We start from the raw sequence: 24,173 nt of genomic DNA, 5'->3' as shown, positions 1-24,173 counted from the left end.
TGCAAATTTAAGGGCTTAGGGGCCATCCGTGGTACGCTCATTAGATGGCAACGAACTATTTAAAGAAAATTTTATCGGCTCGCGTCTATGACGTAGCCAGAGAAACCGAGCTCCAGCTCGCCCCCGAACTCACCAAACGTTTGGGCAACCAAGTCCTACTGAAAAGAGAAGATAACCAGCCGGTTTTCTCCTTCAAACTGCGTGGTGCCTATAACAAAATGGCCCATTTACCAGCAGAAGCCTTAAAGCGCGGGGTTATTGCGGCCTCCGCAGGCAATCATGCGCAAGGCGTTGCCCTCTCTGCAGCCAAAATGAAATGCAAAGCCGTCATTGTGATGCCGGTGACTACCCCGAGCGTGAAAATTGATGCAGTGAAAGCAAGAGGTGGTTCTTGGGTAGAAATCATCCTGCACGGCGAGTCTTACAGTGATGCATTCAAACATTCAGAGCTCTTGGGTAAAAAACGGGGTCTGACTTTTGTTCACCCATTTGATGATCCAGATGTGATTGCCGGGCAAGGAACAATCGCCCAAGAAATTTTTGCGCAACATCAAGAACCAATCGATGCCGTATTTGTTGCTATTGGTGGTGGCGGTTTGATTGCTGGTATTGGTGAGTATGTCAAAGCAGTAAGCCCAAAGACTAAAGTGATTGGTGTCCAAGCTTCTGACTCCGATGCCATGAACCAATCTCTCAAAGCAGGTAAGCGTATCGAGATGAAAGATGTTGGTCTTTTTTCAGATGGCACTGCAGTGAAATTGGTTGGCAAAGAAACGTTTCGTATTTGTAAAACAGTGGTTGATGAAATCGTCACTGTCGATACCGATGAAATTTGTGCAGCGATTAATGATGTCTTTACTGATACTCGTAGTATCCTTGAGCCTGCTGGGGCTTTAGCTATCGCAGGCATGAAGAAGTATGTTGAAAAGAAACGCATCAAGAAGAAAACTTTAGTAGCGGTAGCTTGCGGCGCCAATATGAACTTTAGCCGTCTGCGCTTTGTGGCAGAACGTGCAGACGTTGGCGAGTTCCGTGAAGCGGTATTTGCAGTAAGCATCCCTGAGGAGCGCGGCTCCTTCAAACGATTCTGCGAGCTACTCGGCAAGCGCAACGTCACTGAATTTAACTACCGTATTGGTGATCAAAGTGAAGCTCACATCTTCGTTGGCATCAGCACACAAAAAGCGGGCGATAGCGAAGCAATTGCGAAACATTTCCGTAAAGCAAAGTTTGCAACCATTGATCTGACTCATGATGAATTAGCAAAGTCGCACTTACGTCATATGGTTGGCGGGCACTCTCCACTTGCTAAAGATGAATTGCTCTACCGCTTTGAGTTTCCAGAGCGTCCAGGTGCTTTGATGAAATTCCTCACCAGCATGGCACCTAACTGGAACATCAGCTTATTCCACTACCGCAACCATGGCGCAGACTATGGTCGCATCTTAGTTGGTATTCAGGTTCCGAAGAATGAGCAGAAAAAATTCCAGACCTTTTTAGCGAAATTGGGCTACCCCCACTGGGATGAAAGCAACAATCCCGCTTATCGTCTCTTTCTTAAATAAGATGTAACCCATCAGATGTCTTTCACACTCACCGGAAAACTTGTTGTCGCAATCTCATCGCGCGCCTTGTTTGATTTCGAGGAAGAGAATCGCATCTTCGAATCGAGTGATGACAGCGCTTACATGAAGTTACAGCTTGAGCGACTCGGTGAAGCAGCTCAAAAAGGTGTGGCGTTCCCCCTAGTCAAGAAACTCTTAGCCTTTAATGAAGAAGGTGAGCAACGCGTAGAAGTAGTCATCCTTTCTCGTAATGATCCCGTAAGTGGTTTGCGCGTATTCCGCTCTGCCGAGCACCATGGACTACATCTAGAGCGTGGTGTATTTACAAGAGGCCGCCCTCCCTACCATTACCTTCGCTCACTTCATGCCAATCTTTTCTTGTCTGCCAATGAAGATGATGTGAGAGCAACCATTGATGCGGGCTTCCCAGCTGCAAGGGTGTATCCAGAGTCTAGCAAAACTGCAGAGTCTCATCCAAACGAAATTCGCATTGCATTTGACGGAGACGCAGTTCTATTCTCTGATGAAGCAGAACAAGTCTTTCAGAAAAAAGGGCTTGAGGCTTTTGTCGATCACGAGAGTAAAAAGGTTGATATTCCATTGCCGCCCGGACCGTTTAAGCCTTTACTGGAAGCGCTCCACCGACTACAACGCTCTACTAGTGAAAACGGGATGCGCATTCGTACTGCACTAGTCACCGCACGTTCTGCACCAGCACATGAGCGTGCGATTCGAACTCTGATGGCATGGGGCATTGATGTGGATGAAGCGATGTTCTTAGGCGGCTTATCCAAGAGTGAGTTCTTACGAGAATTCGAGCCCGATTTTTTCTTTGATGATCAAACTGGTCACTGCCAATCTGCAGCTTCGGTTGCACCAACAGGCCACGTCGTATCAGGTGTATCCAATAAACCTAAAAACTAGTTACACAGCAAGCAATCTTAATGGCCACAATCCCACTCGGACAATCATCGCAATACCCAGATCAGTATGATCCAAGCTTGCTATTTCCAATTCCCAGAATGGAGAACCGCAAGAAGCTAGGGCTTAAAGAAGATCAGGCATTACCATTTGTTGGTGTTGATATTTGGAATGCCTTTGAGCTCAGTTGGCTCAATAAAAAAGGTAAGCCACAAATTGCATTGGCAGAGTTTCAGATTCCTGCAGACTCTCCAAACATGATTGAGTCTAAATCTTTCAAGCTCTATCTCAATAGCCTCAACAGCGCTCGCTTTGAGGACGAAAACGAAGTTAAAGAACGTCTCATTACAGACTTATCAGCGGTCGCTGGTAGCAAAATCACCACTCGCATCAACCCAACTGAAGTAAGCTCTAAAAAAGGTATGCAAGAAATGGGTGGCATCTTGATGGATCGCCTTGATATCGAGGTTGATCCTCACTTGCCAGCAGACCCGAGCCTCTTGGGCGTAAACGAATCCTTTGGCCCAATTGAACAATGCTTAGTGTCGCACCTGCTTAAATCAAACTGCCCTGTTACAGGACAGCCAGATTGGGCAAGCGTGCAAATTCGCTACCAAGGAAGGCCTATCCTAGAAGAAGGCTTGTTGCGCTACCTAATTGGCTTTAGACAGTTGGGCGAGTTTCATGAACATTGTGTTGAAACCATCTTTACCGATATCAAACGTCAATGCAAACCAGAGAAGTTATCGGTGTATGCGCGCTACACAAGACGTGGTGGTTTAGATATCAATCCATTTCGTACCGATCACAATTCACCTTGGCCGGATAATATTCGGCATGCGCGGCAGTAAAGAAATTCATTAAATTTAGGTAAATAAAAACCCCTTGTAGAAAACTCTAGAAGGGGTTTTTGCTATTACGGTATTACTTAGAACGGAATATCGTCGTCCATTGCGCCGAGTGATGCAGCGTTTGAAGCTGCAGGCGCGGACTGTTCAGCCGGCTTTGAGCGACTATAGCTCTCGCCACCATCACCACTTCCGCCTACTGGCTTACCACCAAGCATTTGCATTGTTTCTGCAACGATCTCTGTGGAATACTTTTCTTGGCCACTAGCGTCAGTCCATTTGCGAGTCCGCAAACGACCTTCAACATAAACCTGTGAACCTTTTTTGAGGTATTGACCAGCGATTTCTGCAAGCTTGCCAAAGAATGCAACACGATGCCATTCTGTGGTTTCTTTCATTTCACCAGTTTGCTTATCTTTGTAGCGATCAGATGTTGCTACTGAAATATTTGTAACGGCGTCGCCACTTGGCATATAACGCGTTTCTGGATCACGTCCTACATTACCTACGATGATGACTTTATTTACCGAAGCCATGTTGTCTCCCGAAGAAAAATGCTGCTGTTATTACTGCTAAAAAATTGCTTGCTTGAACTCATTAAATGAAGCTACGGCTGCGTCTTTGCTGGTAATTCGCGCATCGACCATGCAATTATAAGCCAGCACACTAAGAGCACGGCACCCGTCATAAAGACCGATAAATCACCGTGGCTATCCATCAAATAGCCTCCAACAGCAGCGCCAGCAAATAAACCGATCGATTGTGTGGTGTTGTAAACACCTAGTGCTGTTCCCTTAGATTCTTTTGCAAATCGAGACACTAAGGATGGTTGTAATGCTTCCAATAAGTTAAATCCCACAAAATAAACTAACAAAGCAATTGCAATTGAAGTAATTGAGGTGCTGTGCGTAAATAAAAATTCAGCAATGAGTAACAATGCGATTGCAACAAGCATAGTGGTGCGAAGTTGCTGCTTCTTTTCACCAAAGATCAGCAGAGGTGCCATAAAGAAAAAAGATAGCAAAACGACTGGGAGATAAATTTCCCAATGCGAAGCCAAGGGCAATCCTGCTTGCACTAGTAAACGCGGCACTACTAAGAACATCGCCACCTGGGTTGCATTCAATACGAATACACCAAGATTCAAGCGCATCAACTCAGGACGAAAAAATACTTCCTTCAAGGAAGCTTGCTGAACTTGGACTTCAGGATGAGTGCTTGGTAAGACGTAATACGTCACAACCATTGCTATCACCCCAAGAATCGCTAATACAACAAACATTCCACTTAGGCTAATTACTTTATAAATTGGCGCAGCAATCACTAAAGATAGTGCGAATGAAAGTGCAATGCTGCCTCCCACCAAAGCCATAGCCCGCGTACGCACTTGTTCACGCGTAAGATCGGCAACCCATGCAGAAACTGCGGCTGATATCGCTCCAGCTCCCATGACGCCCCGCCCAATGGCAATCCACAACAAATCATCCTTAGCAGCAGAGATCAAGGCGCCCGCAATAAACAAGGAAAGGCCCCATAAAACCACTGGTTTACGGCCAATTCGGTCAGATAAACGCCCCAGAGGGATATGAAAACAGGCCTGCACAATATTGAATATTCCGAGGGTCAAACCCACCCAAAAAGCCTGTTCGCCACCAGGTAGGCCCTGCGCATGAATACTAAAGACCGGCAAAAGCAGAAACAGGCCCAGCATACGAAGGCCAAAGATGCCTGCTAAGGCCAGAGTGGAGCGAAGTTCAGAAGGATTCATGGGAAAGAGCTATATTAACAAGTTACGCTAAAAAATCATGAATAACGAAATTAAGATCCGCGGTGCCCGCACCCACAACCTCAAAAACATCAATCTAGATATCCCTAGAGAGAAACTGGTGGTCCTGACTGGCTTATCTGGATCAGGCAAAAGCTCCCTAGCTTTTGACACCCTGTATGCAGAAGGTCAACGTCGCTATGTAGAGTCTCTTTCTGCCTATGCCCGCCAGTTTTTACAACTCATGGAAAAACCGGATGTCGATACGATCGAAGGTCTATCGCCAGCAATCTCCATCGAGCAAAAAGCAACTAGCCATAACCCACGCTCAACCGTAGGTACCGTTACTGAAATTCATGACTACTTGCGCCTCTTGTTTGCGCGCGCAGGCACACCACATTGCCCAGACCATGATCTTCCACTAGAAGCGCAAAGCGTTTCTCAAATGGTTGATACCGTGTTGTCAATGCCAGAAGATACGAAGTTGATGATTCTTGCTCCTGTCGTGAGCGAGCGCAAAGGCGAATTCGTCGATCTCTTTCAGGACCTTCAGGCACAAGGCTTTGTGCGCTTTCGGGTGCGCTCCGGCGGTGGTACCGCGAATGCCGCTAAAGCAGAAATTTTTGAAGTAGATCAACTGCCAACACTCAAGAAAAACGATAAGCATTCAATCGAAGTAGTAGTGGATCGTATTAAAGTGCGTCCCGATATTCAGCAACGTCTTGCAGAGTCATTTGAGACAGCGCTACGCCTGGCAGATGGCAAAGCCATGATTGTCGATATGGACACTGGCAAAGAAATGATTTTCTCAAGCAAATTTGCTTGCCCAGTTTGCTCATACTCCCTGCAGGAATTGGAGCCACGCCTCTTCTCATTTAACAACCCGATGGGCGCTTGCCCGTCTTGTGATGGTCTTGGACATCAATCCTTCTTTGACCCTAAGCGTATCGTTGCTCACCCTGATTTATCACTGGCCTCTGGTGCTATCAAAGGCTGGGATCGCCGTAACCAGTTCTATTTTAAATTGCTGCAAACCCTTGCAAAACATGGCGGCTTTGATGTTGAGAAGCCATTTGAAACACTTTCCAAGAAACAACAAGATCTTGTCTTATTAGGCTCTGGTGATGTGCCCATTCCTTTTGAGTACATCAATGAACGCGGCAAAAATAGTATTCGTGAACATGCTTTTGAAGGCATCGTCGCAAACTTTGAACGTCGCTATCGTGAAACTGATTCCATGACTGTGCGCGAAGAACTCTCACGCTACCAAAATGTACAGACATGTCCTGAATGTAATGGCAGTCGCTTGCGTAAAGAGGCTCGCTTTGTCAAAGTGGGTGAGAAGAAACAATCTCGCGCCATTTATGAAATTAGTGCATTGCCATTAAAAGAAGCTAAAGAATATTTTGAAGCCCTCGAACTTAAGGGTGCTAAGCGAGAAATCGCCGACAAAATTGTTAAAGAAATTAGCGCGCGCCTGCGCTTCTTGAACGATGTTGGACTTGACTACCTTTCTCTAGAGCGCAGCGCTGACACTCTTTCTGGGGGTGAGGCACAACGTATTCGCCTTGCAAGCCAGATTGGCTCTGGCTTAACTGGCGTTATGTATGTCTTAGATGAACCTTCAATTGGCCTACATCAGCGCGATAATGATCGCCTGATTGGAACACTCAAACATCTACGTGATTTAGGTAATAGCGTCTTAGTTGTTGAGCATGACGAAGACATGATCCGCGCCTCTGACTGGGTAATTGATATCGGTCCTGGTGCAGGTGTACATGGCGGTGAGATTGTTGCTCAAGGTACTCCTGCACAAGTAGAGGCAAATCCAAAGTCTTTAACTGGCGCCTATCTTGCTGGCCGTGAAGCGATTGCAGTTCCAGAGAAACGCATTCCGGTAAATGATCGATTCCTAGAAATCATTGGTGCACGTGGCAATAATTTGCAGTCAGTACACGCCAAGATTCCGGTAGGACTGCTTACTTGCGTCACAGGTGTTTCAGGTTCTGGTAAGTCCACCTTAATTAACGATACCCTGCATCATGCAGTTGCACAGCATCTCTATGGCTCTAATGCAGAGCCGGCAGCACATGACTCCATGAAAGGTCTAGAGCATTTCGACAAAGTGATTAGCGTTGATCAGTCACCGATCGGCAGAACGCCGCGCTCTAATCCAGCCACCTACACAGGTCTATTTACTCCGATTAGAGAGCTTTTTGCTGGTGTTCCGGCAGCACGTGAGAGAGGCTATGAAGCAGGTCGCTTCTCTTTTAACGTTAAGGGTGGGCGTTGCGACTCTTGTGAAGGTGATGGTGTACTCAAAGTAGAAATGCATTTCTTGCCAGATGTTTATGTACCTTGTGATGTTTGTCATGGCAAACGTTACAACCGGGAAACTTTAGATATTCGTTACAAAGGCAAGAATATTCATGAAGTACTGTCGATGACCATCGAGCAAGCTCATGAGTTCTTTGAAGCCGTTCCCGTTGTGAAGCGCAAACTGAAAACACTTCTTGATGTAGGTTTGGGCTATGTAAAACTTGGGCAAAGCGCAACCACCTTATCCGGCGGAGAAGCTCAACGCGTTAAGCTCTCTCTTGAGCTCTCCAAACGAGACACAGGCAGAACCCTTTATATCTTGGATGAGCCAACGACTGGCTTACATTTCCACGATATTCAGTTATTGCTGACTGTGATTCAAACTCTGAAGAAACAAGGTAATACGATTGTCATCATTGAGCACAACCTAGATGTCATTAAGACTGCTGACTGGATTATTGATTTAGGCCCTAAGGGTGGTGCTGGGGGAGGCCAAATTATTGCCACTGGAACTCCAGAGGATGTCGCCAAAAATGAGGCTAGCTTTACTGGTCACTACTTAGCGCCATTACTGACTCGCAAAACTGTTACCGCTAAAAAGAAAAAGTAAGCTTTTAATAGAGGTGGCTGATTGATCTCAGAGTAATTTGGCTTCTGCTAAATCAGTTGCCTCTGAATTACCTGAGATCACCAAGATATCGTTTGCCTCAAGCCTTAACTCAGGGCTTAGCGGTAATTTCACATAATCAGAATTTACCTCTTTACGACGCACAGCTTGTACGCTAACACCTTCGTTCTCAAGAGCGAGCTCACCTAAAGTTTTACCTACCGCCTGGGAGTGCGGTAGCAAAGTAATCGAATGCAAGCGCCAAGACTCATTAGACCCAAAATCATCATCACCCGAGCCTCGGAAATATCCTCTTAACAGGCTATAACGCTCTTCACGCGCAGTAGTAATTCTTCGAACGACTTTGCGCATTGGCACACCCATAATTAGCAATACATGGGAGGCAATCATCAGGCTACCCTCAATGAGCTCAGGAATCACCTCGGTAGCCCCTGCAGCCTGTAATTTTGCAATATCGGCATCATCTCTAGTGCGGACCAAAACTGTCATTCCTGGACGCAACTGTTCAACCTGTCTTAACACCCGCAAACTTGCTGCAGTATCGGCATAAGTAATCACTACGGCTTTTGCCCTGGAAAGACCTGCAGCAATCAAATAGTTCTCACGACTAGCATCGCCATACACAACGTTATCACCAGCTGCAGCGGCCTCTTTCACTCGATCGGGATCTAAGTCCAAAGCAATATAAGGAATCTTCTCTTGATCGAGCATACGAGCTAAACTTTGGCCCGAGCGCCCAAATCCGCAAATCACTACATGGTTTTCATTACGCACACTCTTAGCTGCAACACGCGTTAAAGCCAATGATTGCAATAACCATTCATTACTAGAGAAGCGCATCGCAATGCGATCACTGTACTCAATTAAGAAAGGGGCACAGAACATGGAAATGAGCATTGCTGCCAATACTGCTTGACTTAAGGTTGGATCAATTAAATCTAAACCATCAATTTGGGTGAGCAAAACAAAACTGAATTCACCCGCTTGAGCCAAACACAGTCCGGTTCTAATCGAGATGCCAGTACTTGATCCAAAGGCCTTTGAGAGTAAAGCGATTAAGCAAAATTTAAAGACTAAAGGCCCGATTAGCAATGCCAAAACAAGAAGCCACTGCTCTTGAATGACATTGAAATCAAGGAGCATGCCAATCGTTATAAAGAACAGGCCAAGCAAAACATCGCGGAATGGTTTGACGTCTTCTTCCACTTGATGACGATAAGGTGTCTCAGAAATCAACATGCCTGCTAGGAATGCACCGAGCGCTAAAGACAATCCAAAATGCTCAGTCAGTCCTGCCATGCCCAAGACAATTAACAAAAGGTTGAGCATGAATAATTCTTGGGAGCGTAACTTAGCCACCAACTTAAACCAATGACTCATCAATGATTGGCCGATAAAGAAAATCAGCACTAATGCAATCGTGATCTTGATGGATGCAGCAGTTAATGCAACAAATAAGTCTGTAGGATTTTTTCCAAGTGATGGCAGTAGGATTAACAAGAAGACGACTGCTAAATCTTGGAATAACAAAATACCAACGACATTCCGACCATGCTCTGTCTCCAGTTCTGCACGATCAGAAATCAATTTAGTCACGATCGCGGTTGAAGACATTGCCAATGCGCCACCCAAAGCAATCGCAGCATGCCACGAAATGGGGTAAATCCAATTCATGAGAAGGCTGGCTGGAACCGCTAAGAGCATGGTGAGAATCACTTGGCTGCCACCGAGGCCAAATACGATCTTGCGCATTGCCCTGAGCTTATTGAGGTTAAATTCCAGGCCAATCGAGAACATTAAGAAAACCACCCCAAATTCAGCCAAATACTTCACGGTGGCTGAATCGCTCGCTAGACCTAGGGTATGGGGGCCAATCAGGACGCCAATGGCTAAATAGCCCAAAATAGGGGGTAAGCCAAAATAGCGGAAAATAACCACTCCGGCCACACCAGAGGCTAAGAGAATGAGAGTTAACTGAAGGACTGACGGCATATACTTACTCGATGATAGCTAAGACTCGTGAACGAACCCTAAAGCTTGCGCGCGACACCCTCACTATTGAGGCTGCTGCACTGCAAACGATGCGCGACCGCCTTGAAGGAGCCAATGCTGATGCCTTAGTCCTTGCAGTCGAACTACTGCATGGCTGTAAAGGTAGAATCGTGGTTTCTGGAATTGGTAAATCCGGTCATATTGCCCGCAAAATTGCCGCGACCTTCGCGTCTACTGGTTCCCCTGCTTTTTTTGTCCACCCAGCTGAAGCCAGCCACGGTGATTTGGGAATGGTGACCAGAGATGATGTTTTTGTAGCCCTATCCAATTCGGGCGAGACTGATGAGCTGTTAACCATTGTGCCAATCGTCAAGCGCACAGGCGCAAAACTGATTGCCTTAACTGGCGCACCAAATTCCTCGCTTGCGAAGTTAGCAGATGCGCACCTCGACACTAGCGTTGAAAAAGAAGCTTGCCCACTCAATCTTGCTCCAACATCGAGCACTACTGCTGCATTAGCTATGGGCGATGCATTAGCAGTTGCCTTATTGGATGCACGAGGTTTTGAAGCGGAAGATTTCATCCGCTCACATCCGGGTGGCAGGCTTGGTCGTAAACAACTTATGCACGTGAGTGAAGTAATGCGTAGTTTTGATGACACGCCTAAGATTTCTGTTGAAGCTTCTTTACAAGCTGCCTTACTGGAGATGACTACCAAACGCATGGGTATGGTAGTTGTCTTAGATAAAGATAAAAAAGTATTTGGCATTTTGACTGATGGCGATCTCCGTCGCCTACTCGAAAAGAAAGCTAACCTGGATAGTATTACCCTAAAGGATGCGACCACACCTGGCCCGCGCACCATCCCAGCTACGCTGCTTGCAGAAGAAGCTATTGAGATGATGGAAAAACATCGCATCAATCATTTAGTGGTTACTGATAGCCATGGTCAACTATTAGGCGCACTTAACCTGCATGATTTATTTGCAGCAAAAGTTATTTAACTCTTTATCTCATTTAATTTCATGCCTAGCGCTTTTAATCCGCACAACACCAATCCTCTAACTGAGTATCCACAAGCCTGGGAACGCTCAAGCAAGGTCAAACTGTTAGTTTTAGATGTCGATGGTGTTTTAACCAATGGTCAAGTATGGATTGGAAGCGATGGCAAAGAGTCGCTCAAAGCATTTGATATTCAAGATGGCTTAGGAATTAAATTACTAGAGCAATGTGGAATACCAACTGCCATCATTACCGGCAGAAATTCAAAAATGGTTTTAGCGCGTTGCGAAGAGCTGGGTATCAAACATGTACATATGGGCGTGGAAAATAAAGCGATTGCCCTTGATCAGGTTGTTAAATCATTGGGTCTTTCCCCATCAGATTGCGCCGTCATGGGTGATGACTGGCCAGATTTACAAATGATGAAAAATGCTGGCTTCAAGATTTGTCCTGCGCAAGGCCATGAAGCGGTGAAAGAATATGCGCATTTTGTAACCAATAATCCCGGGGGGAATAGCGCTGTTCGAGAGGTATGCGATCTCATTCTGAAGGCGCAAAACCGCTACGAAGAACTGCTTAATAAAGCCCGCAATTAAGTAATGCAATTAAATCCTCAAACAATCAAGCTTGGTATTGGGCGCACGCTATTGCGACTCATGCCATTGATTCTGATGGGCGCCCTCACTCTAGCGACCTTTTGGTTGGTCCGAAAAAATACCCCACCAGAAAAATCGGCACTTGAGCGCGTAAGACTGCATGAGCCCGATTACATCATCAATGATGGTGCTCTGTCTGCATTAAATGAACTTGGTAATACTAAGTATCGAATCTTGGGTAAAAAAGTAACGCACTATGACGATGATGCTTCGATTGATATTCTGACCCCTCGCCTGCGACTCTTTCAACCGAATAAAGCGCCTGTAACTGTTAAAGCGGATACCGGCCACCTTGATGGCGATCTGACCATTTTGGATCTCATTGATAACGCATCTATTTTTCGGCCAGCACAAGCCGCAACAGCTTTCGAGCCTGCATCTCCCCGAATGCTAGCATCTTCAAGCTATTTCAAGGTGCTGATTAATGATGACATTATCGAGACCGATAGACCCATTACGCTTGAGCAAGGCATGTCTGTGATGCACTCAACTGAAGGTGGGGTTTTTAATAATATTGAGCAAAGCATGACCCTCTCTGGTCAAGTCAAAGGACGCATTGAACGAGCTCCGCGAGGAAATCAGTAAATGAACGCACGTGCTCTTTACTCAACTGTCTTGATATTTTTGCTTAGCCTAGGCCTGACGGGATTTACCCAAGCAGAAAAGGCAGATCAAGATAAACCCATCATTCTTGAAGCAGAAAAAGTCTCCGTAAATGATGTCAAGCAAATTTATGATCTCAACGGTCAGGTACTACTGATGAAAGGGAGCATGCTGGTAACTGGTGAGGATGGCCGCATTCAGGTGGACCCTGAAGGTTATGAATTTGTTGATGTCAAAGGCACTCCTGAAAAGACTGCTAGCTTTAGACAACGTCGTGAGGGACCTGCAGATGAGTTTATGCAAGGGGTTGCAACTCAGGTTATCTATAACGCTAAAACTGAAGTGCTTACCCTGACAGGCAATGCTGGTCTTAAGCGCTTACTCAATATGCAAATGCTTGATCAACTGCGGGGCTGGAAAATTGAGTACGACGATATAAAGCAGTACTATCGGGTTACACCCCCACCAGATGCAAAGCCGGAGGATCTGCCTGTAGCTAGAGCAATCCTTTCACCAAGACGAAAAGCCACATTAGAGAAATGACAACGGATTTAGCACAAACCAATAACTCAGCAACTCTGAGTGCACACCACTTACAAAAACGTTATGGCTCGCGGACGGTAGTTCGTGATGTTTCTGTAGAAGTAAAGTCCGGTGAAGTAGTTGGCTTGCTTGGACCTAATGGAGCCGGTAAAACAACTTCGTTTTACATGATTGTTGGGCTAGTGCCGCTTGATGGTGGCAATATTGTTTTGGATGGGGCAGACATCACTCATTTACCTATCCATGAACGTGCTCGTATGGGCTTGTCTTACTTGCCACAAGAAGCTTCGGTCTTCAGAAAACTGAATGTAGCTGAGAATATCCAAGCAGTGCTTGAACTTCAGGTGCAAGGTGGCAAGCCACTCACTAAAGCTGAAATTGCAAAACGCCTTGATGAACTCTTGGGCGAGTTACAAATTAGCCATCTTCGCAATAACCCAGCCCTTTCACTATCAGGTGGTGAACGCCGTAGGGTTGAGATAGCTAGAGCTCTGGCTACCCAACCTAAATTCATCTTATTAGATGAACCATTTGCTGGAGTTGACCCTATTGCTGTTGGGGAAATTCAGCGTATTGTGCGCTTTTTGAGAGACCGCCAAATCGGGGTTCTCATTACAGACCACAACGTACGAGAAACCCTTGGTATTTGTGACCACGCCTACATCATTAGCGAAGGTAGCGTTCTGGCTGAAGGTAAGCCTGACCAAATCATCCAAAATGACGCCGTACGTAGAGTCTATCTAGGCGAAAACTTCAGGATGTAAGCTGGGCGGCCTTCCGAGCCGTTTAACTAATAAAAATGTCTTCCCCTCTTGGTTTTCGGCAAATTCGCTGATACGCTGGAGGTTCATGAAGGTCCTTTCCAAAAATACTGCTCAAACGATTTCAGGGGCTTGCTGCGCACCCCAGGCATGAGCATGCGCACGCGTATATAAGAGGAGATGCTGATGAATTTGAAAATTAATAGCCGCCATCTGGAAGTAACCCCAGCCATGCGCACACACCTTGAAGCTGGAATGGCCAAAATTCGCAAGCACTTTGACCACGTAATCGATGCCTCCGCCTTTCTGATAGTGGATAACGCTAAAGAAAAGGAGCTTCGTCAGAGCGCCGAAATTACTATTCACCTTAAGGGCAAGGAATTATTTGCTGAAGCCCATAATGCCGACCTCTATCACGCCATGGACGCCGTAGTCGATAAGCTAGAGCGTCAAGTTGTCAAACACAAAGAAAAGATCCAGGATCATCATCACGAAAAGCGATTTGAGTAATTCCTTTTGTCAGGACACCTATAATCAACCTTAATGAATGCCCTGACCAATCTTTTTACCCCTGACTGCATTGCATTAGATAACCCTGCCACCAGCAGAGCTGATGCATTTGCAGCGGCTGGGGAACTCTTCTGCAAAAAAGTAGATATCGACGCAGCTTCCGTAGTGGGGTTCCTGAATGCACGTGAAGATTTAGGATCTACCGCACTTGGTGCAGGCGTTGCAATTCCACATGGCCGCGTTAAGGGTCTTAAGCAGCCATGCGCTGCTTTCATCAAACTTAAAAATCCGATTGAGTTTGCGGCGCCAGATGGTGAGCCAGTATCGACTCTCATCTTTTTGCTAGTTCCTGAAAAGGCTACTCAACAACATTTAGAGATTCTTTCTTCTATTGCACAACTGCTATCTGATACTGATGCCCGTCAATTTCTATCCTCCGCAAGTGATCCGGTAAAAGTATGTGAACTATTACAACAGTGGGATGCAACAAAATGACACAGCCTTTGCTCCTCGAGGGAGTGACTGCACAGCAGATTTTTGATGACAATGTTTCAGATCTCAAGCTTTCCTGGATCGGCGGACTTGAGGGTGCAGACCGCACCTTCCCGAGCGAAGCAGTAAAAGCAGCTGCAGCCACCTCAGACTTGGTAGGCCACTTAAATCTGATTCACCCTAGCCGTATTCAGATTTTTGGTGAGCAGGAGGTTGACTATCACGCAGCGCTAGAGCCCAAACAAAAACAAGAGCAGATTGCCAGCCTTATCTCCAAAACACCTCCTTGCGTGATCGTAGCCGACGGTAAATCTGCAGATACAGACTTACAACTTTTTTGCCAGCGCTCTTCAACCCCGTTATTTACAACTCATATTTCAGCAGCTGAGGTAATTGATCACCTGCGCACCTACCTCACCAAAATTGGCGCACCTCAAATCACTATGCATGGTGTCTTTATGGATATCTTAGGATTGGGTGTATTGCTGACCGGGGATTCAGGTTTAGGTAAAAGTGAATTGGGCTTGGAGCTGATTTCTCGTGGCCATGGTTTAGTGGCGGATGATGCCGTTGACTTCGCTCGACTGGGGCCAGACTACATTGAAGGTCGCTGCCCGGTCATCTTGCGCAACTTGCTTGAGGTCCGCGGCTTAGGCTTATTAGATATTCGTACCATCTTTGGTGAAACTGCAGTACGTCGCAAGCTAAAACTCCGCTTGATTGTTCAACTGGTTCGCAGAACTGATGGGGAGTTTGAAAGACTACCTCTAGAAACTCAACACATCGATGTATTAGGCATTCCTATTCGTACTGTAAAAATTCAAGTGGCCGCAGGACGCAACTTAGCAGTACTAGTTGAGGCTGCTGTACGCAACACGATATTGCAATTGCGTGGTATCGATACCTTAAAAGAATTTATTGAGCGTCAGCGTATGCAAATGAATGCTGAATCAGATTCCATCAAATCTCAAGGGCGCTTGCTCTAAGCTATGCAAATTAATCTGATTACCGGAATCTCTGGCTCAGGTAAATCAGTCGCCCTGAGGGCTTTTGAAGATGCAGGGTATGACTGCGTTGATAATCTGCCTGTCTCTCTCCTTGAGAGCCTCATCACTACTCTCGAAAAAGAAAATAGTGAGCGCGTAGCCGTTGCCATTGATGCACGTCGTGGTGAATCAATTGCCGAGCTACCTTCAATTCTGGAGAACTTACGTCGGAACCATCAAGTGAGGGTTGTTTTCTTAAATGCTGACACCAACACCTTAGTACAGCGCTTTTCAGAAACTCGCAGACGCCACCCCCTATCAACCAATAGCCAGCAGACTCAATCTGCCACCCTGATTGAAGCAATTGATAAAGAGCGTAGCCTACTAGAGCCACTTCGCACGCAAGCCCACAGCATTGACACCAGTAACTTACCTGCCCATGCTCTTCGCTCGTGGATACAGGATCTTCTCAAAGACAAACCGGTCGGACTAACTGTCATTTTTGAATCCTTTGGCTTCAAAAGAGGGGTTCCTAGTGAAGCAGATCTGGTATTTGATGTGCGCTGCTTGCCCAATCCACACTACGACAAAGCCCTAAGACCACTCACCGGCAAAGATAAACCTGTTCAAGAATTTTTAGAAAAAATTGCTGAAGTAATCAGCATGGAAACTGACATCATTCAGTTCATCGATAAGTGGTTACCACACTACATTGCAGACGGTCGTAGCTATCTTACGGTGGCCATTGGTTGTACCGGTGGACAACATCGCTCCGTATATTTAGTCAACAGAATTATCGACCACTTCCGGGCACAAAAAGATTTAGGCGCCCTACAGATTAATTTTTTAGATCGTCACCGCGAACTAGACTCAAGCCCTGCAGTAAAACCTTAATAGGTTGCGGTAAACCATACCTACCCAACTGAGCAAGGGGCACCCATTTCAAGTTTGGACTGAAAAACGCTAAGGCCTTTGATGTATTCGCCTCCCAAATCTGTATCCATAAACGACGATGGGTAAAGATGTGTTTAATTTGATTGCCAGACTTTAATCCCCTAATCGATTTAGCCAAGCCAGCAATATTTTCCTCTGGCAAAGTGATCGCTAGGAGTTCTTTGGAGTCTTGGACAGTGTGATAACCCTTACCAGGCCTTGGTCTCCAGGGCGATTCCGGCAAAGACCACAAACCACCCCAAATCGCCTTGCTAGGTCGCTTTTGCAATAGAACAAAGTTCCCAGATCTGATCAATAACATATCGCAATCAAACTCTGGTGATTTTGCTTTTACTGTTTTTTGGGGAAGAGCTAGAACCTGATTGCTTAAGTTTGCCTGACAATCTTTTGCAAATAGGCATTTTTTCTCTGTACTCATACATACTGGCTTACGGGCAGTACACCAAGTAGCACCAAAATCCATTAAGGCTTGTGTGTATACCGGCATATCTTTAGGTTGATTTGGTAACAACTCTTGCGCTAATTTCCAGAGACGATCATTTACTGCTTTATCTTGTACAGCACCCTCAATTGCAAATAAGCGCGCCAAAATTCTTTTGACATTTGCATCAAGTATTGGCGCCCTCTCGTGAAAAGCAAAAGCAGCAATCGCACCCGCTGTTGATCGGCCAATACCTTTTAACTGCTCAAGTAATAAAGGATCGTTCGGAAACTTTCCAGAAAAATCATGCATCACCTGTTTCGCGCAAGCATGTAAGTTTCTAGCACGAGAGTAATAGCCTAATCCCGCCCATTCAGCTAAGACCTCATCAATATCAGCTGCGGCCAATTTTTTCACCGTCGGAAAACGTTTCATAAAACGGGGATAACGCTCTAGCACTGTAGCCACCTGGGTTTGCTGCAGCATGATTTCAGAAACCCAAACTGCATATGGATCACGATTACCCTGCCAGGGCAAACCTGAGCGACCGCTAGCCCCATGCCAAGTAAGTAATTTTTTAGAAAAAGTATTGATTAGCGTTTTTGACATTGGGGGCAGAAATAAGTGGAGCGCTGCCCCTGAACAATTTGCGCAATCGGCATTTTACAAACCTTGCATGGCAAGCCCTTGCGGTCATAAACCTTAGTTTGCACCATGAAGTGGCCGGGGTCACCTTCGCTATTGACGAAATCTTTCAAACTACTTCCACCAGCAGCAATAGCTTTTTTTAAAATCAGTCTTACGGCATTTGCTAAACGAGAGCACTGTGGGCGAGTCAACTTACCAGCTGCCTTTGCAGGATGAATGCGTGCCTGAAATAAACTTTCGGAACAATAAATATTCCCGACACCGACTACAGCTTGTCCTGCCAGTAAAAATTGTTTAACGGCCACACTACGTTTACGTGAGGTTCTATAAAGAACGTCTGCCCCAAGCTCGCCCGAAAACTCTTCTGAAAACGGCTCAACACCCAATTTTTGTAGGAGTACATTTTTCTCGAGGGGGCCTTTTGTGTTCGCGTGCCATAACACTGCGCCAAATTTTCTGGGGTCGTGTAAACGTAAACTCAGCTTGCCGAATTCAAAAGTGACTCGATCATGCAATTTCAAAGGATCCGAACTTGGTAAAACCCGCAAAGTACCAGTCATGCCCAAATGGATTAGCAAGTGGCCCGTATCCATTTCCAAAAGGAGATATTTCCCGCGCCTGGCAATCGACCGAACCTTCTGCCCGGTGAGAAGCTTTGGCAAATTCTGAGGTACAGGCCAACGCAAGCGCCCATCCAGTACTTTGACGGCACTTACCTTGCGCCCCTCAAGATGGGGGGCAATTCCTAATCTCGTGATTTCTACTTCTGGAAGTTCTGGCATAAATGGATTGTAGATTCGCAGATTAGAATGTGCTCATGAGCCAATTTACGCGCAAGCCCCTTTTGCAGGGCTTATTCCTTTTAGCCCTATCGAGCGGGGCAGTCTTTTCAAGCCAAGCCCGTGCACAAACCGATGGTCTAAAGACTGGAGAAGCTGTATTTGAAGTTCTTGCCTCGGAAATTGCCCTACAAAGGGGCGAAGCAGGACTTGCTTACAACACCTACTTGGAGATGGCTCGTCAATACAAAGATCCGCGCCTAGCTCAAAGAGCAATGGAAATCGCTATCGGTGGTGGCTCGCCTGATTTGGCTCTTCAGGCTGCAAAAACTTGGGATGAATTATCACCAGCCTCTGAAACCAAGCCCAAGGAAGTGCTCATCACTCTTCTTGTTTTAAACAACCGTTGGTCAGATGCTATTAAGCCAGCCATTGCTTTACTCAAACAACAAAACCCTGCCCAGCAAGAAAATACCTTATTGCAACTGCAAGCACTTCTTGCCAAAGCTAAAGATGAGAATGAAGCCTTGCGAGCCTTCTATGAAATTGCATCCACTGTCAAAGTGCCACCAAAGGCGCCCGGTCTTCTGTACACCTATGCCATGTCGGCAGAAAAAGTGGGGCGCATGGATATCATGGAACAAACCTTACGTGAGATTTTGCGCAAATATCCTAACGATGCAAATTCTTTAAATGCGCTTGGCTATTCGCTAGCTGATCGTAATGTCAAACTTCCCGAAGCATTTGCATTAATTAGCAAAGCGCATCAGATATCACCGAAAGATAGTTTTATCTTAGATAGCTTGGGATGGGTGAACTTTAGACTTGGTAAAAATGCTTTAGCTTTAGAACAATTACAGCAAGCATTCACAATGAAACCAGAGGCTGATATTGCGGCACATACTGGCGAGGTCTTGTGGGTCATGGGCCGCCGCCCAGAGGCTGAAGAAATGTGGCGCCAAGGACAAAAATTGGATGCTAATAATGCGACCCTCAAAGAAACTTTAAAACGCTTTAAGCCTGAGTGGTCAACCCCAGATCAAGCTCCTCAGGGCACATGGGATGGTCGCTTTGCAGTAAAAGTGATTGGGCTTACCGAGTCTCAAAATCAAGGTGGCTCTGGCGGCTTTACCTTAACCCAAGATGCACTCAAAGATATCTTGGAAATTCGGAATCCAGTTGGTGGCTCCATTGCCAAGATTACGATTAACCCAGGCGAAGCAACACTAGAGCGTGATGGTCAAGTAGTCACCGCGATTGATGCAGATACATTGATTCAAAACACATTAGGACTACCGTTACCTGCACGGGGTTTATCCAACTGGTTAAGAGGTGAAGTGAGGCCTGGTAGCGAAGCTAGCGTCGATCGAAATGCTCAAGGTCAAGTCAGCAAAATTAGTCAGGATGGCTGGGACTTGGTTTACACCTGGGGCAATAAGAAGCGCCTCGATAAACTCACAATGACCCGCAGCTCCAACATTGGGTCGATTGATATTCGTTTGGTATTCGATCACCCGAATGAGTAAAGATATTTTGGTGCTGCGCTCGCCAGCAAAGCTCAATCTTTTTTTGCATATTATTGGACGTCGTCCTGATGGGTATCACCTGCTTCAATCTGTTTTTCAACTCATTGATTGGTGTGACACCGTTACCCTAAAAGCTATCCTGGAAAATGAAGTGCGTCGTGTTAACCCAATACCCGGGGTACCACCAGAACAAGATTTAGTTGTACGCGCAGCAAAGTTACTAAAAGAATTTTGCCAGTTTGATGGTGGCGTTGAAATTGAGCTACAAAAAGAAATCCCAATGGGTGCTGGTTTAGGTGGCGGATCTTCTGATGCTGCAACTACCTTGATCGGCCTGAATAGACTCTGGAATCTTCAACTCGATAAAGCAACTTTAGCCAAGTTAGGGCTCCAACTTGGCGCTGATGTGCCCTTTTTTATTCATGGACAAAATGCATTTGTAGAAGGAATTGGCGAAAAAATCCAAGGGCTTGAGCTAGAAAATCGCGATTTTTTGGTGATTTTTCCCAAGCAAGGCATCACCACCTCCAGCATTTTTCAAGACCCGGGTTTGACCCGAGATCATGCTCAGATTACAATTGATGGCTTTCTTGCATCGCCATGGTCGGATTTATCAAACGATTGTCAGGCAGTAGCGGTGCGGATTTGTCCTGAAGTGAAGCAAGCTTTGGATTGGATTAGCCAGGCAGTATCGGGCTCTGAGCCCCGCATGTCTGGTTCTGGAAGTAGCGTTTTTGCAGTCTTAGACCCTAAGACCAATACCGCGAAACTTGAGAATCTTTTACAAAATCTTCCAAAAGGATGGGTAGGTCGGATTGTCCGGGGCTTAAATAAGAATCCCGCTTACAATTTGATTTCTTCAGATTGACCTGTAGGGGAATCGCCAAGCTGGTTAAGGCACTGGATTTTGATTCCAGCATGCGAAGGTTCGAATCCTTCTTCCCCTGCCAAATACTGTAGAAATGATAAAGATAACCTTTTGACCCGACAAAGCCCTTGATCCTATGACTGCCTCTACTCACTCAGATTTACTGACCCTATTCACAGGCAACGCAAATCCTATTTTGGCTGAGGCTGTTGCCAAAGAACTTCATCTAACGATGGGAAAAGCCTTCGTAGGCCGCTTCTCAGATGGTGAGATTCAAGTAGAAATTCAAGAGAATGTCCGCGGTAAAAACGTTGTCGTCATTCAATCAACCTGTGCGCCAACAAACGATAGTTTGATGGAACTCATGATCATGATTGATGCTCTCAAGCGCGCATCGGCTGGTCGTATTACTGCAGTCATTCCGTACTTTGGTTATGCCCGCCAAGACCGTCGCCCACGTTCTGCACGTGTCGCAATCTCTGCACGTATCGTCGCCAATATGCTTCAATCCGTTGCTGGTATTGAGCGGGTTCTGACAATGGATTTACATGCAGATCAAATTCAAGGTTTCTTTGATATCCCAGTAGACAATATTTATGCCTCACCAGTTCTCTTGGCTGACTTAGAGGCCCAGAAGACTCAAAAAGATCTCATCATCGTCTCTCCAGATATTGGGGGCGTTGTACGCGCTCGCGCTATGGCTAAGCAACTTGGTACTGATTTAGCAATTATTGATAAACGTCGCCCTAAAGCAAACGTGTCTGAAGTAATGCATTTGATCGGTGAAGTGGAAGGCCGTCATTGCGTCATCATGGATGACATCATTGATACTGGTGGAACCCTCTGTAAAGCTGCTGAGGCTCTTAAAGAGCGTGGTGCTAAGGGAGTTACTGCCTACTGTACCCATGCAGTTCTATCCGGCGGCGCAGTAGCCCGTATCGCAGCCTCCGAACTAGATGAGCTCGTGGTTACTGATACCATTCCTTTGACCCCAGAAGCCACAAAAGTGGCCAAAATACGCCAATTAAGCGTAGCCCCTATCCTGGCTGAGACCCTTTCCCGCATTAGTAAGGGTGACTCGGTTATGTCGATGTTTGCTGAATAAGCCAAAAAACAGTGTTTTACCCCGTTTTTTGGCAGTTCTGAGGCGCTTTTGAAGCGTTTATAGGCAAAAATCCTCTTTCCCACGATATAATCAAAGGCTTTTCTGTTTGGTCGCGAACGGAAATTAACCTTAATTAGGGAATTTAATATGAAAGTTGTAGCCTTTGAAAGAAGCGTACAGGGAACGGGTGCGAGCCGCCGTCTGCGCAATTCCGGAAAAACTCCGGGAATCGTTTACGGTAGTAAAGATCCAGCCGCTGTTATTGAGTTAGACCACAACGCACTGTTTCATGCGCTCCGTAAAGAAGCATTTCACTCATCCATTCTGGATTTGGAAATTGGCGGAAAAACACAAAAAGTATTGTTGCGTGATTACCAAATGCATCCATTCAAGCCATTGGTATTGCACATTGACTTCCAGCGCGTATCTGCGACTGAGAAAGTTCACATGCGCGTTCCATTGCACTTCACTAACGCTGAAACTTCAGCAGCCGTGAAACTGCAAGGCGCTGTTATCAGCCACATTCTGAATGACTTGGAAATTTCTTGCTTACCAGCAGACTTGCCAGAGTTCATTGAAGTGGACTTGAGCAAAGTTGAAGTAGGTCATTCTGTTCATGCTAAAGATTTAACATTGCCAAAAGGTGTTTCCTTGGTATTACATGTTGAACAAGAAAATCCAGTACTTGCAAACGCACGTATCCCAGCTGTTAAAGCCGTTGAGACTGAAGAAGCTGCTCCTGCAGCCGCTGCAGCCCCTGCCGCCGCTCCTGCTGCTGATGCTAAAGATAAGGCTTAATTCACTTAAGCTGCATTCTTTGCAAAGAGAAGCCCGCGCAAGCGGGCTTTCTTTTTTCCTTTTTGTAGAAATGCCAGTAAGACCTTAAACTCCCATCATGACTAAATTAATTGTTGGCCTTGGTAACCCAGGAGACGAGCATGAAGAAGATCGGCATAACGCCGGATTCTGGTTTCTCGACGCCCTAGCAAAACAATTAAACGCTCGTTTTGAGTCTGAAAAACGCTTTCATGGAAAAGTTGCAAAGGCAAAATGGGAGGGGGAAGATCTTTTTCTACTCAAGCCCAGCACCTATATGAACCTTAGCGGCCAAGCAGTTGGCGCACTCTGTCGCTTTCACAAACTTACGCCAGCAGACATTCTGGTTGTTCAAGATGAGCTTGATCTCAAACCTGGAACTGCCCGAATTAAATTGGGTGGCGGCACTGGTGGCCACAATGGCTTAAAAGATATTCAAGCGCACCTAGGTACTCCAGATTACTGGCGCCTACGCTTAGGCATTGGTCATCCAAGAGATGTCGCTGGCGAGGGCCGTGTCATGGATGTCGCAGATTATGTATTGCGTAGACCGCAATTAGCGGAACAAAAACTCATTGATAGCAGTATTGAAAATAGCCTGCAAATTTTGCCCCTCTTTATGAAGGGCGACACTCAAACTGCCATGCTGGAGCTACACTCTAAGGGCTAAGCAGTATTTGCTTTTTTGCTTGCAGTAATGAGCTTGTACTTTGCCATCAACTGCTCTTGAGATTCAGTGTATTGAGGATTAAATGGAATGCAGTCTACAGGGCAGACCTGACGACATTGAGGTGCATCGTAGTGCCCCACACATTCTGTACATTTATCTGGATTGATCTCGTAAATCTCAAGCCCCATGTAAATTGCATCATTAGGGCATTCAGGTTCGCACACATCACAGTTGATGCATTCGTCTGTAATCATTAGAGCCATGATTACTCGCTAGCCTTACTTTTTAGCCTGGCTATTGCTCGCCATCTTTTTAGCCAACCACTTTTCAACAGATGGAAATACAAACTTACTAACATCGCCGCCCATAGATGCAATTTCACGAACAAAGGTGCCAGAAATAAATTGATACTGATCGGAAGGCGTTAAGAATAAAGTTTCTACATCGGGCAATAGATAACGGTTCATACCAGCCATCTGGAATTCATATTCAAAATCAGAAACTGCGCGTAGACCACGAACAATGACCCGAGCATTGTGTTCACGAGCAAAATCTTTTAACAAGCCGTCAAAGCCAACCACTTTGACATTGGAGTAATGACTGAGAACTTCAGTGGCAATATCGAGACGCTCTTCTAAGGAAAAGAAGGGGTGCTTGCTGCGGCTAGAGGCAACGCCCACAATGAGCTCATCAAAAATACTGGATGCGCGACGCACCAAATCCTCGTGACCACGAGTAAAGGGATCAAATGTTCCTGGGTATACAGCGACAGTCATAAATCTCCTAAGGCTTTAT

25 protein-coding genes and 1 tRNA gene are annotated in these 24,173 nt (G+C 45.9%); 19 read left to right on the top strand and 7 right to left on the bottom strand.

Translation table 11 applies throughout. The features are described 5' to 3' along the window. Nucleotides 1–44: 44 nt before the first annotated feature. The 3 genes from ilvA to queF are packed head-to-tail and all read left to right on the top strand — an operon-like array spanning nucleotide 45 to nucleotide 3,337. Nucleotides 45–1,565: a threonine ammonia-lyase, biosynthetic gene (gene ilvA, locus ICN17_RS03960; protein ID WP_216236223.1), complete on the top strand. Its 1,521-nt coding sequence runs from the start codon at nucleotides 45–47 to the stop codon at nucleotides 1,563–1,565. Between the two features lie 15 nt (nucleotides 1,566–1,580). Further along, nucleotides 1,581–2,489 (top strand): 5'-nucleotidase, encoded by a 909-nt coding sequence (locus ICN17_RS03955; protein ID WP_087908608.1) that lies wholly within the window; start codon nucleotides 1,581–1,583, stop codon nucleotides 2,487–2,489. Nucleotides 2,490–2,509: 20 nt separating this feature from the next. Further along, the gene (gene queF / locus ICN17_RS03950; RefSeq protein ID WP_216236222.1) at nucleotides 2,510–3,337 is read left to right on the top strand and encodes an NADPH-dependent 7-cyano-7-deazaguanine reductase QueF; all 828 of its coding nucleotides are present in this window, start codon (nucleotides 2,510–2,512) and stop codon (nucleotides 3,335–3,337) included. Between the two features lie 77 nt (nucleotides 3,338–3,414). Here queF and ssb read toward each other — a convergent pair whose 3' ends face one another. Together ssb and ICN17_RS03940 are read right to left on the bottom strand one after the other, a co-directional pair. Further along, nucleotides 3,415–3,870, bottom strand: coding sequence for a single-stranded DNA-binding protein (gene ssb, locus ICN17_RS03945; protein ID WP_068319607.1), 456 nt, complete (start codon nucleotides 3,868–3,870; stop codon nucleotides 3,415–3,417). Nucleotides 3,871–3,941: 71 nt separating this feature from the next. Next, nucleotides 3,942–5,102 carry an MFS transporter gene (locus tag ICN17_RS03940; protein WP_216236221.1) on the bottom strand — a complete coding sequence of 387 codons (1,161 nt, stop codon included), beginning with the start codon at nucleotides 5,100–5,102 and terminating at the stop codon, nucleotides 3,942–3,944. A gap of 37 nt (nucleotides 5,103–5,139) precedes the next feature. Between ICN17_RS03940 and uvrA the strand changes: the two genes are divergently transcribed. Beyond that, nucleotides 5,140–8,028 carry an excinuclease ABC subunit UvrA gene (gene uvrA / locus ICN17_RS03935; RefSeq protein ID WP_216236220.1) on the top strand — a complete coding sequence of 963 codons (2,889 nt, stop codon included), beginning with the start codon at nucleotides 5,140–5,142 and terminating at the stop codon, nucleotides 8,026–8,028. 27 nt (nucleotides 8,029–8,055) lie between these two features. Here the strand turns inward: uvrA and ICN17_RS03930 are convergent, their stop codons facing one another. Continuing rightward, nucleotides 8,056–10,038, bottom strand: a complete 1,983-nt coding sequence (locus ICN17_RS03930) for a monovalent cation:proton antiporter family protein (protein ID WP_216236219.1) — start codon at nucleotides 10,036–10,038, stop codon at nucleotides 8,056–8,058. 11 nt (nucleotides 10,039–10,049) lie between these two features. On the opposite strand from ICN17_RS03930, the gene ICN17_RS03925 reads away from it, so the two are divergent. The 9 genes from ICN17_RS03925 to rapZ all read left to right on the top strand — a co-directional run bounded on the left by ICN17_RS03925 (nucleotide 10,050) and on the right by rapZ (nucleotide 16,485). Next, a complete protein-coding gene (locus tag ICN17_RS03925; RefSeq protein WP_216236218.1) occupies nucleotides 10,050–11,042 on the top strand; it encodes an SIS domain-containing protein in 993 nt (330 codons plus the stop codon). 21 nt (nucleotides 11,043–11,063) lie between these two features. After that, on the top strand, nucleotides 11,064–11,636 hold the full coding sequence (locus ICN17_RS03920) for an HAD family hydrolase (protein WP_216236217.1): 573 nt from the start codon (nucleotides 11,064–11,066) through the stop codon (nucleotides 11,634–11,636). A 3-nt stretch (nucleotides 11,637–11,639) separates the two neighbouring features. Further along, the gene (lptC, locus tag ICN17_RS03915; protein ID WP_216236216.1) at nucleotides 11,640–12,281 is read left to right on the top strand and encodes an LPS export ABC transporter periplasmic protein LptC; all 642 of its coding nucleotides are present in this window, start codon (nucleotides 11,640–11,642) and stop codon (nucleotides 12,279–12,281) included. Continuing rightward, nucleotides 12,282–12,842 (top strand): LptA/OstA family protein, encoded by a 561-nt coding sequence (locus ICN17_RS03910; protein WP_216236215.1) that lies wholly within the window; start codon nucleotides 12,282–12,284, stop codon nucleotides 12,840–12,842. It abuts the gene before it with no gap. Next, a complete protein-coding gene (gene lptB, locus ICN17_RS03905; protein WP_087908619.1) occupies nucleotides 12,839–13,606 on the top strand; it encodes an LPS export ABC transporter ATP-binding protein in 768 nt (255 codons plus the stop codon). Before ICN17_RS03910 ends, lptB begins: the two co-directional genes overlap by 4 nt. A 183-nt stretch (nucleotides 13,607–13,789) precedes the next feature. Beyond that, nucleotides 13,790–14,113 (top strand): ribosome hibernation-promoting factor, HPF/YfiA family, encoded by a 324-nt coding sequence (hpf, locus tag ICN17_RS03900; protein WP_216236214.1) that lies wholly within the window; start codon nucleotides 13,790–13,792, stop codon nucleotides 14,111–14,113. 33 nt (nucleotides 14,114–14,146) lie between these two features. Next, the gene (locus ICN17_RS03895; RefSeq protein WP_216236213.1) at nucleotides 14,147–14,608 is read left to right on the top strand and encodes a PTS sugar transporter subunit IIA; all 462 of its coding nucleotides are present in this window, start codon (nucleotides 14,147–14,149) and stop codon (nucleotides 14,606–14,608) included. 8 nt (nucleotides 14,609–14,616) lie between these two features. Further along, nucleotides 14,617–15,591: an HPr(Ser) kinase/phosphatase gene (gene hprK / locus ICN17_RS03890; protein WP_216236663.1), complete on the top strand. Its 975-nt coding sequence runs from the start codon at nucleotides 14,617–14,619 to the stop codon at nucleotides 15,589–15,591. Nucleotides 15,592–15,594: 3 nt separating this feature from the next. Beyond that, nucleotides 15,595–16,485 (top strand): RNase adapter RapZ, encoded by an 891-nt coding sequence (rapZ, locus tag ICN17_RS03885; RefSeq protein ID WP_216236212.1) that lies wholly within the window; start codon nucleotides 15,595–15,597, stop codon nucleotides 16,483–16,485. Here the strand turns inward: rapZ and mutY are convergent. Both mutY and mutM read right to left on the bottom strand, forming a co-directional pair. Continuing rightward, complete coding sequence (gene mutY / locus ICN17_RS03880) at nucleotides 16,430–17,575, bottom strand: A/G-specific adenine glycosylase (RefSeq protein WP_216236211.1); 1,146 nt, start codon at nucleotides 17,573–17,575, stop codon at nucleotides 16,430–16,432. The genes rapZ and mutY overlap by 56 nt on opposite strands. After that, entirely contained in the window at nucleotides 17,560–18,396 is an 837-nt protein-coding gene (gene mutM / locus ICN17_RS03875; RefSeq protein WP_216236210.1) for a bifunctional DNA-formamidopyrimidine glycosylase/DNA-(apurinic or apyrimidinic site) lyase, read from the bottom strand. The genes mutY and mutM overlap by 16 nt, the downstream gene beginning before the upstream one ends. Nucleotides 18,397–18,431: 35 nt before the next feature. On the opposite strand from mutM, the gene ICN17_RS03870 reads away from it, so the two are divergent. The 6 genes from ICN17_RS03870 (at nucleotide 18,432) to pth (ending at nucleotide 23,378) form a co-directional block, all read left to right on the top strand. Continuing rightward, entirely contained in the window at nucleotides 18,432–19,919 is a 1,488-nt protein-coding gene (locus ICN17_RS03870; RefSeq protein ID WP_216236209.1) for a lipoprotein insertase outer membrane protein LolB, read from the top strand. Continuing rightward, entirely contained in the window at nucleotides 19,912–20,787 is an 876-nt protein-coding gene (gene ispE / locus ICN17_RS03865; protein ID WP_216236208.1) for a 4-(cytidine 5'-diphospho)-2-C-methyl-D-erythritol kinase, read from the top strand. The genes ICN17_RS03870 and ispE overlap by 8 nt, the downstream gene beginning before the upstream one ends. A gap of 5 nt (nucleotides 20,788–20,792) precedes the next feature. Then, a tRNA-Gln gene (locus ICN17_RS03860) sits at nucleotides 20,793–20,869 on the top strand. 54 nt (nucleotides 20,870–20,923) lie between these two features. Next, nucleotides 20,924–21,892 carry a ribose-phosphate pyrophosphokinase gene (locus ICN17_RS03855; protein WP_087908626.1) on the top strand — a complete coding sequence of 323 codons (969 nt, stop codon included), beginning with the start codon at nucleotides 20,924–20,926 and terminating at the stop codon, nucleotides 21,890–21,892. A 147-nt stretch (nucleotides 21,893–22,039) separates the two neighbouring features. Beyond that, nucleotides 22,040–22,690: a 50S ribosomal protein L25/general stress protein Ctc gene (locus ICN17_RS03850; RefSeq protein ID WP_216236207.1), complete on the top strand. Its 651-nt coding sequence runs from the start codon at nucleotides 22,040–22,042 to the stop codon at nucleotides 22,688–22,690. 97 nt (nucleotides 22,691–22,787) lie between these two features. Beyond that, nucleotides 22,788–23,378, top strand: a complete 591-nt coding sequence (gene pth, locus ICN17_RS03845) for an aminoacyl-tRNA hydrolase (protein WP_216236206.1) — start codon at nucleotides 22,788–22,790, stop codon at nucleotides 23,376–23,378. Here pth and ICN17_RS03840 read toward each other — a convergent pair. Both ICN17_RS03840 and coaD read right to left on the bottom strand, forming a co-directional pair. After that, nucleotides 23,375–23,641, bottom strand: coding sequence for a YfhL family 4Fe-4S dicluster ferredoxin (locus ICN17_RS03840; protein WP_087908629.1), 267 nt, complete (start codon nucleotides 23,639–23,641; stop codon nucleotides 23,375–23,377). The genes pth and ICN17_RS03840 overlap by 4 nt on opposite strands. Nucleotides 23,642–23,656: 15 nt before the next feature. Beyond that, nucleotides 23,657–24,154, bottom strand: coding sequence for a pantetheine-phosphate adenylyltransferase (coaD, locus tag ICN17_RS03835; protein ID WP_087908630.1), 498 nt, complete (start codon nucleotides 24,152–24,154; stop codon nucleotides 23,657–23,659). Between the last annotated feature and the right edge of the window lie 19 nt (nucleotides 24,155–24,173).

It is taken from the genome of Polynucleobacter sp. 73C-SIWE, from assembly GCF_018882465.1.
Classification (GTDB): domain Bacteria; phylum Pseudomonadota; class Gammaproteobacteria; order Burkholderiales; family Burkholderiaceae; genus Polynucleobacter.
Note: the sequence above shows the minus strand (reverse complement) of the source record. Positions and strands in the feature narration are given on the sequence as shown.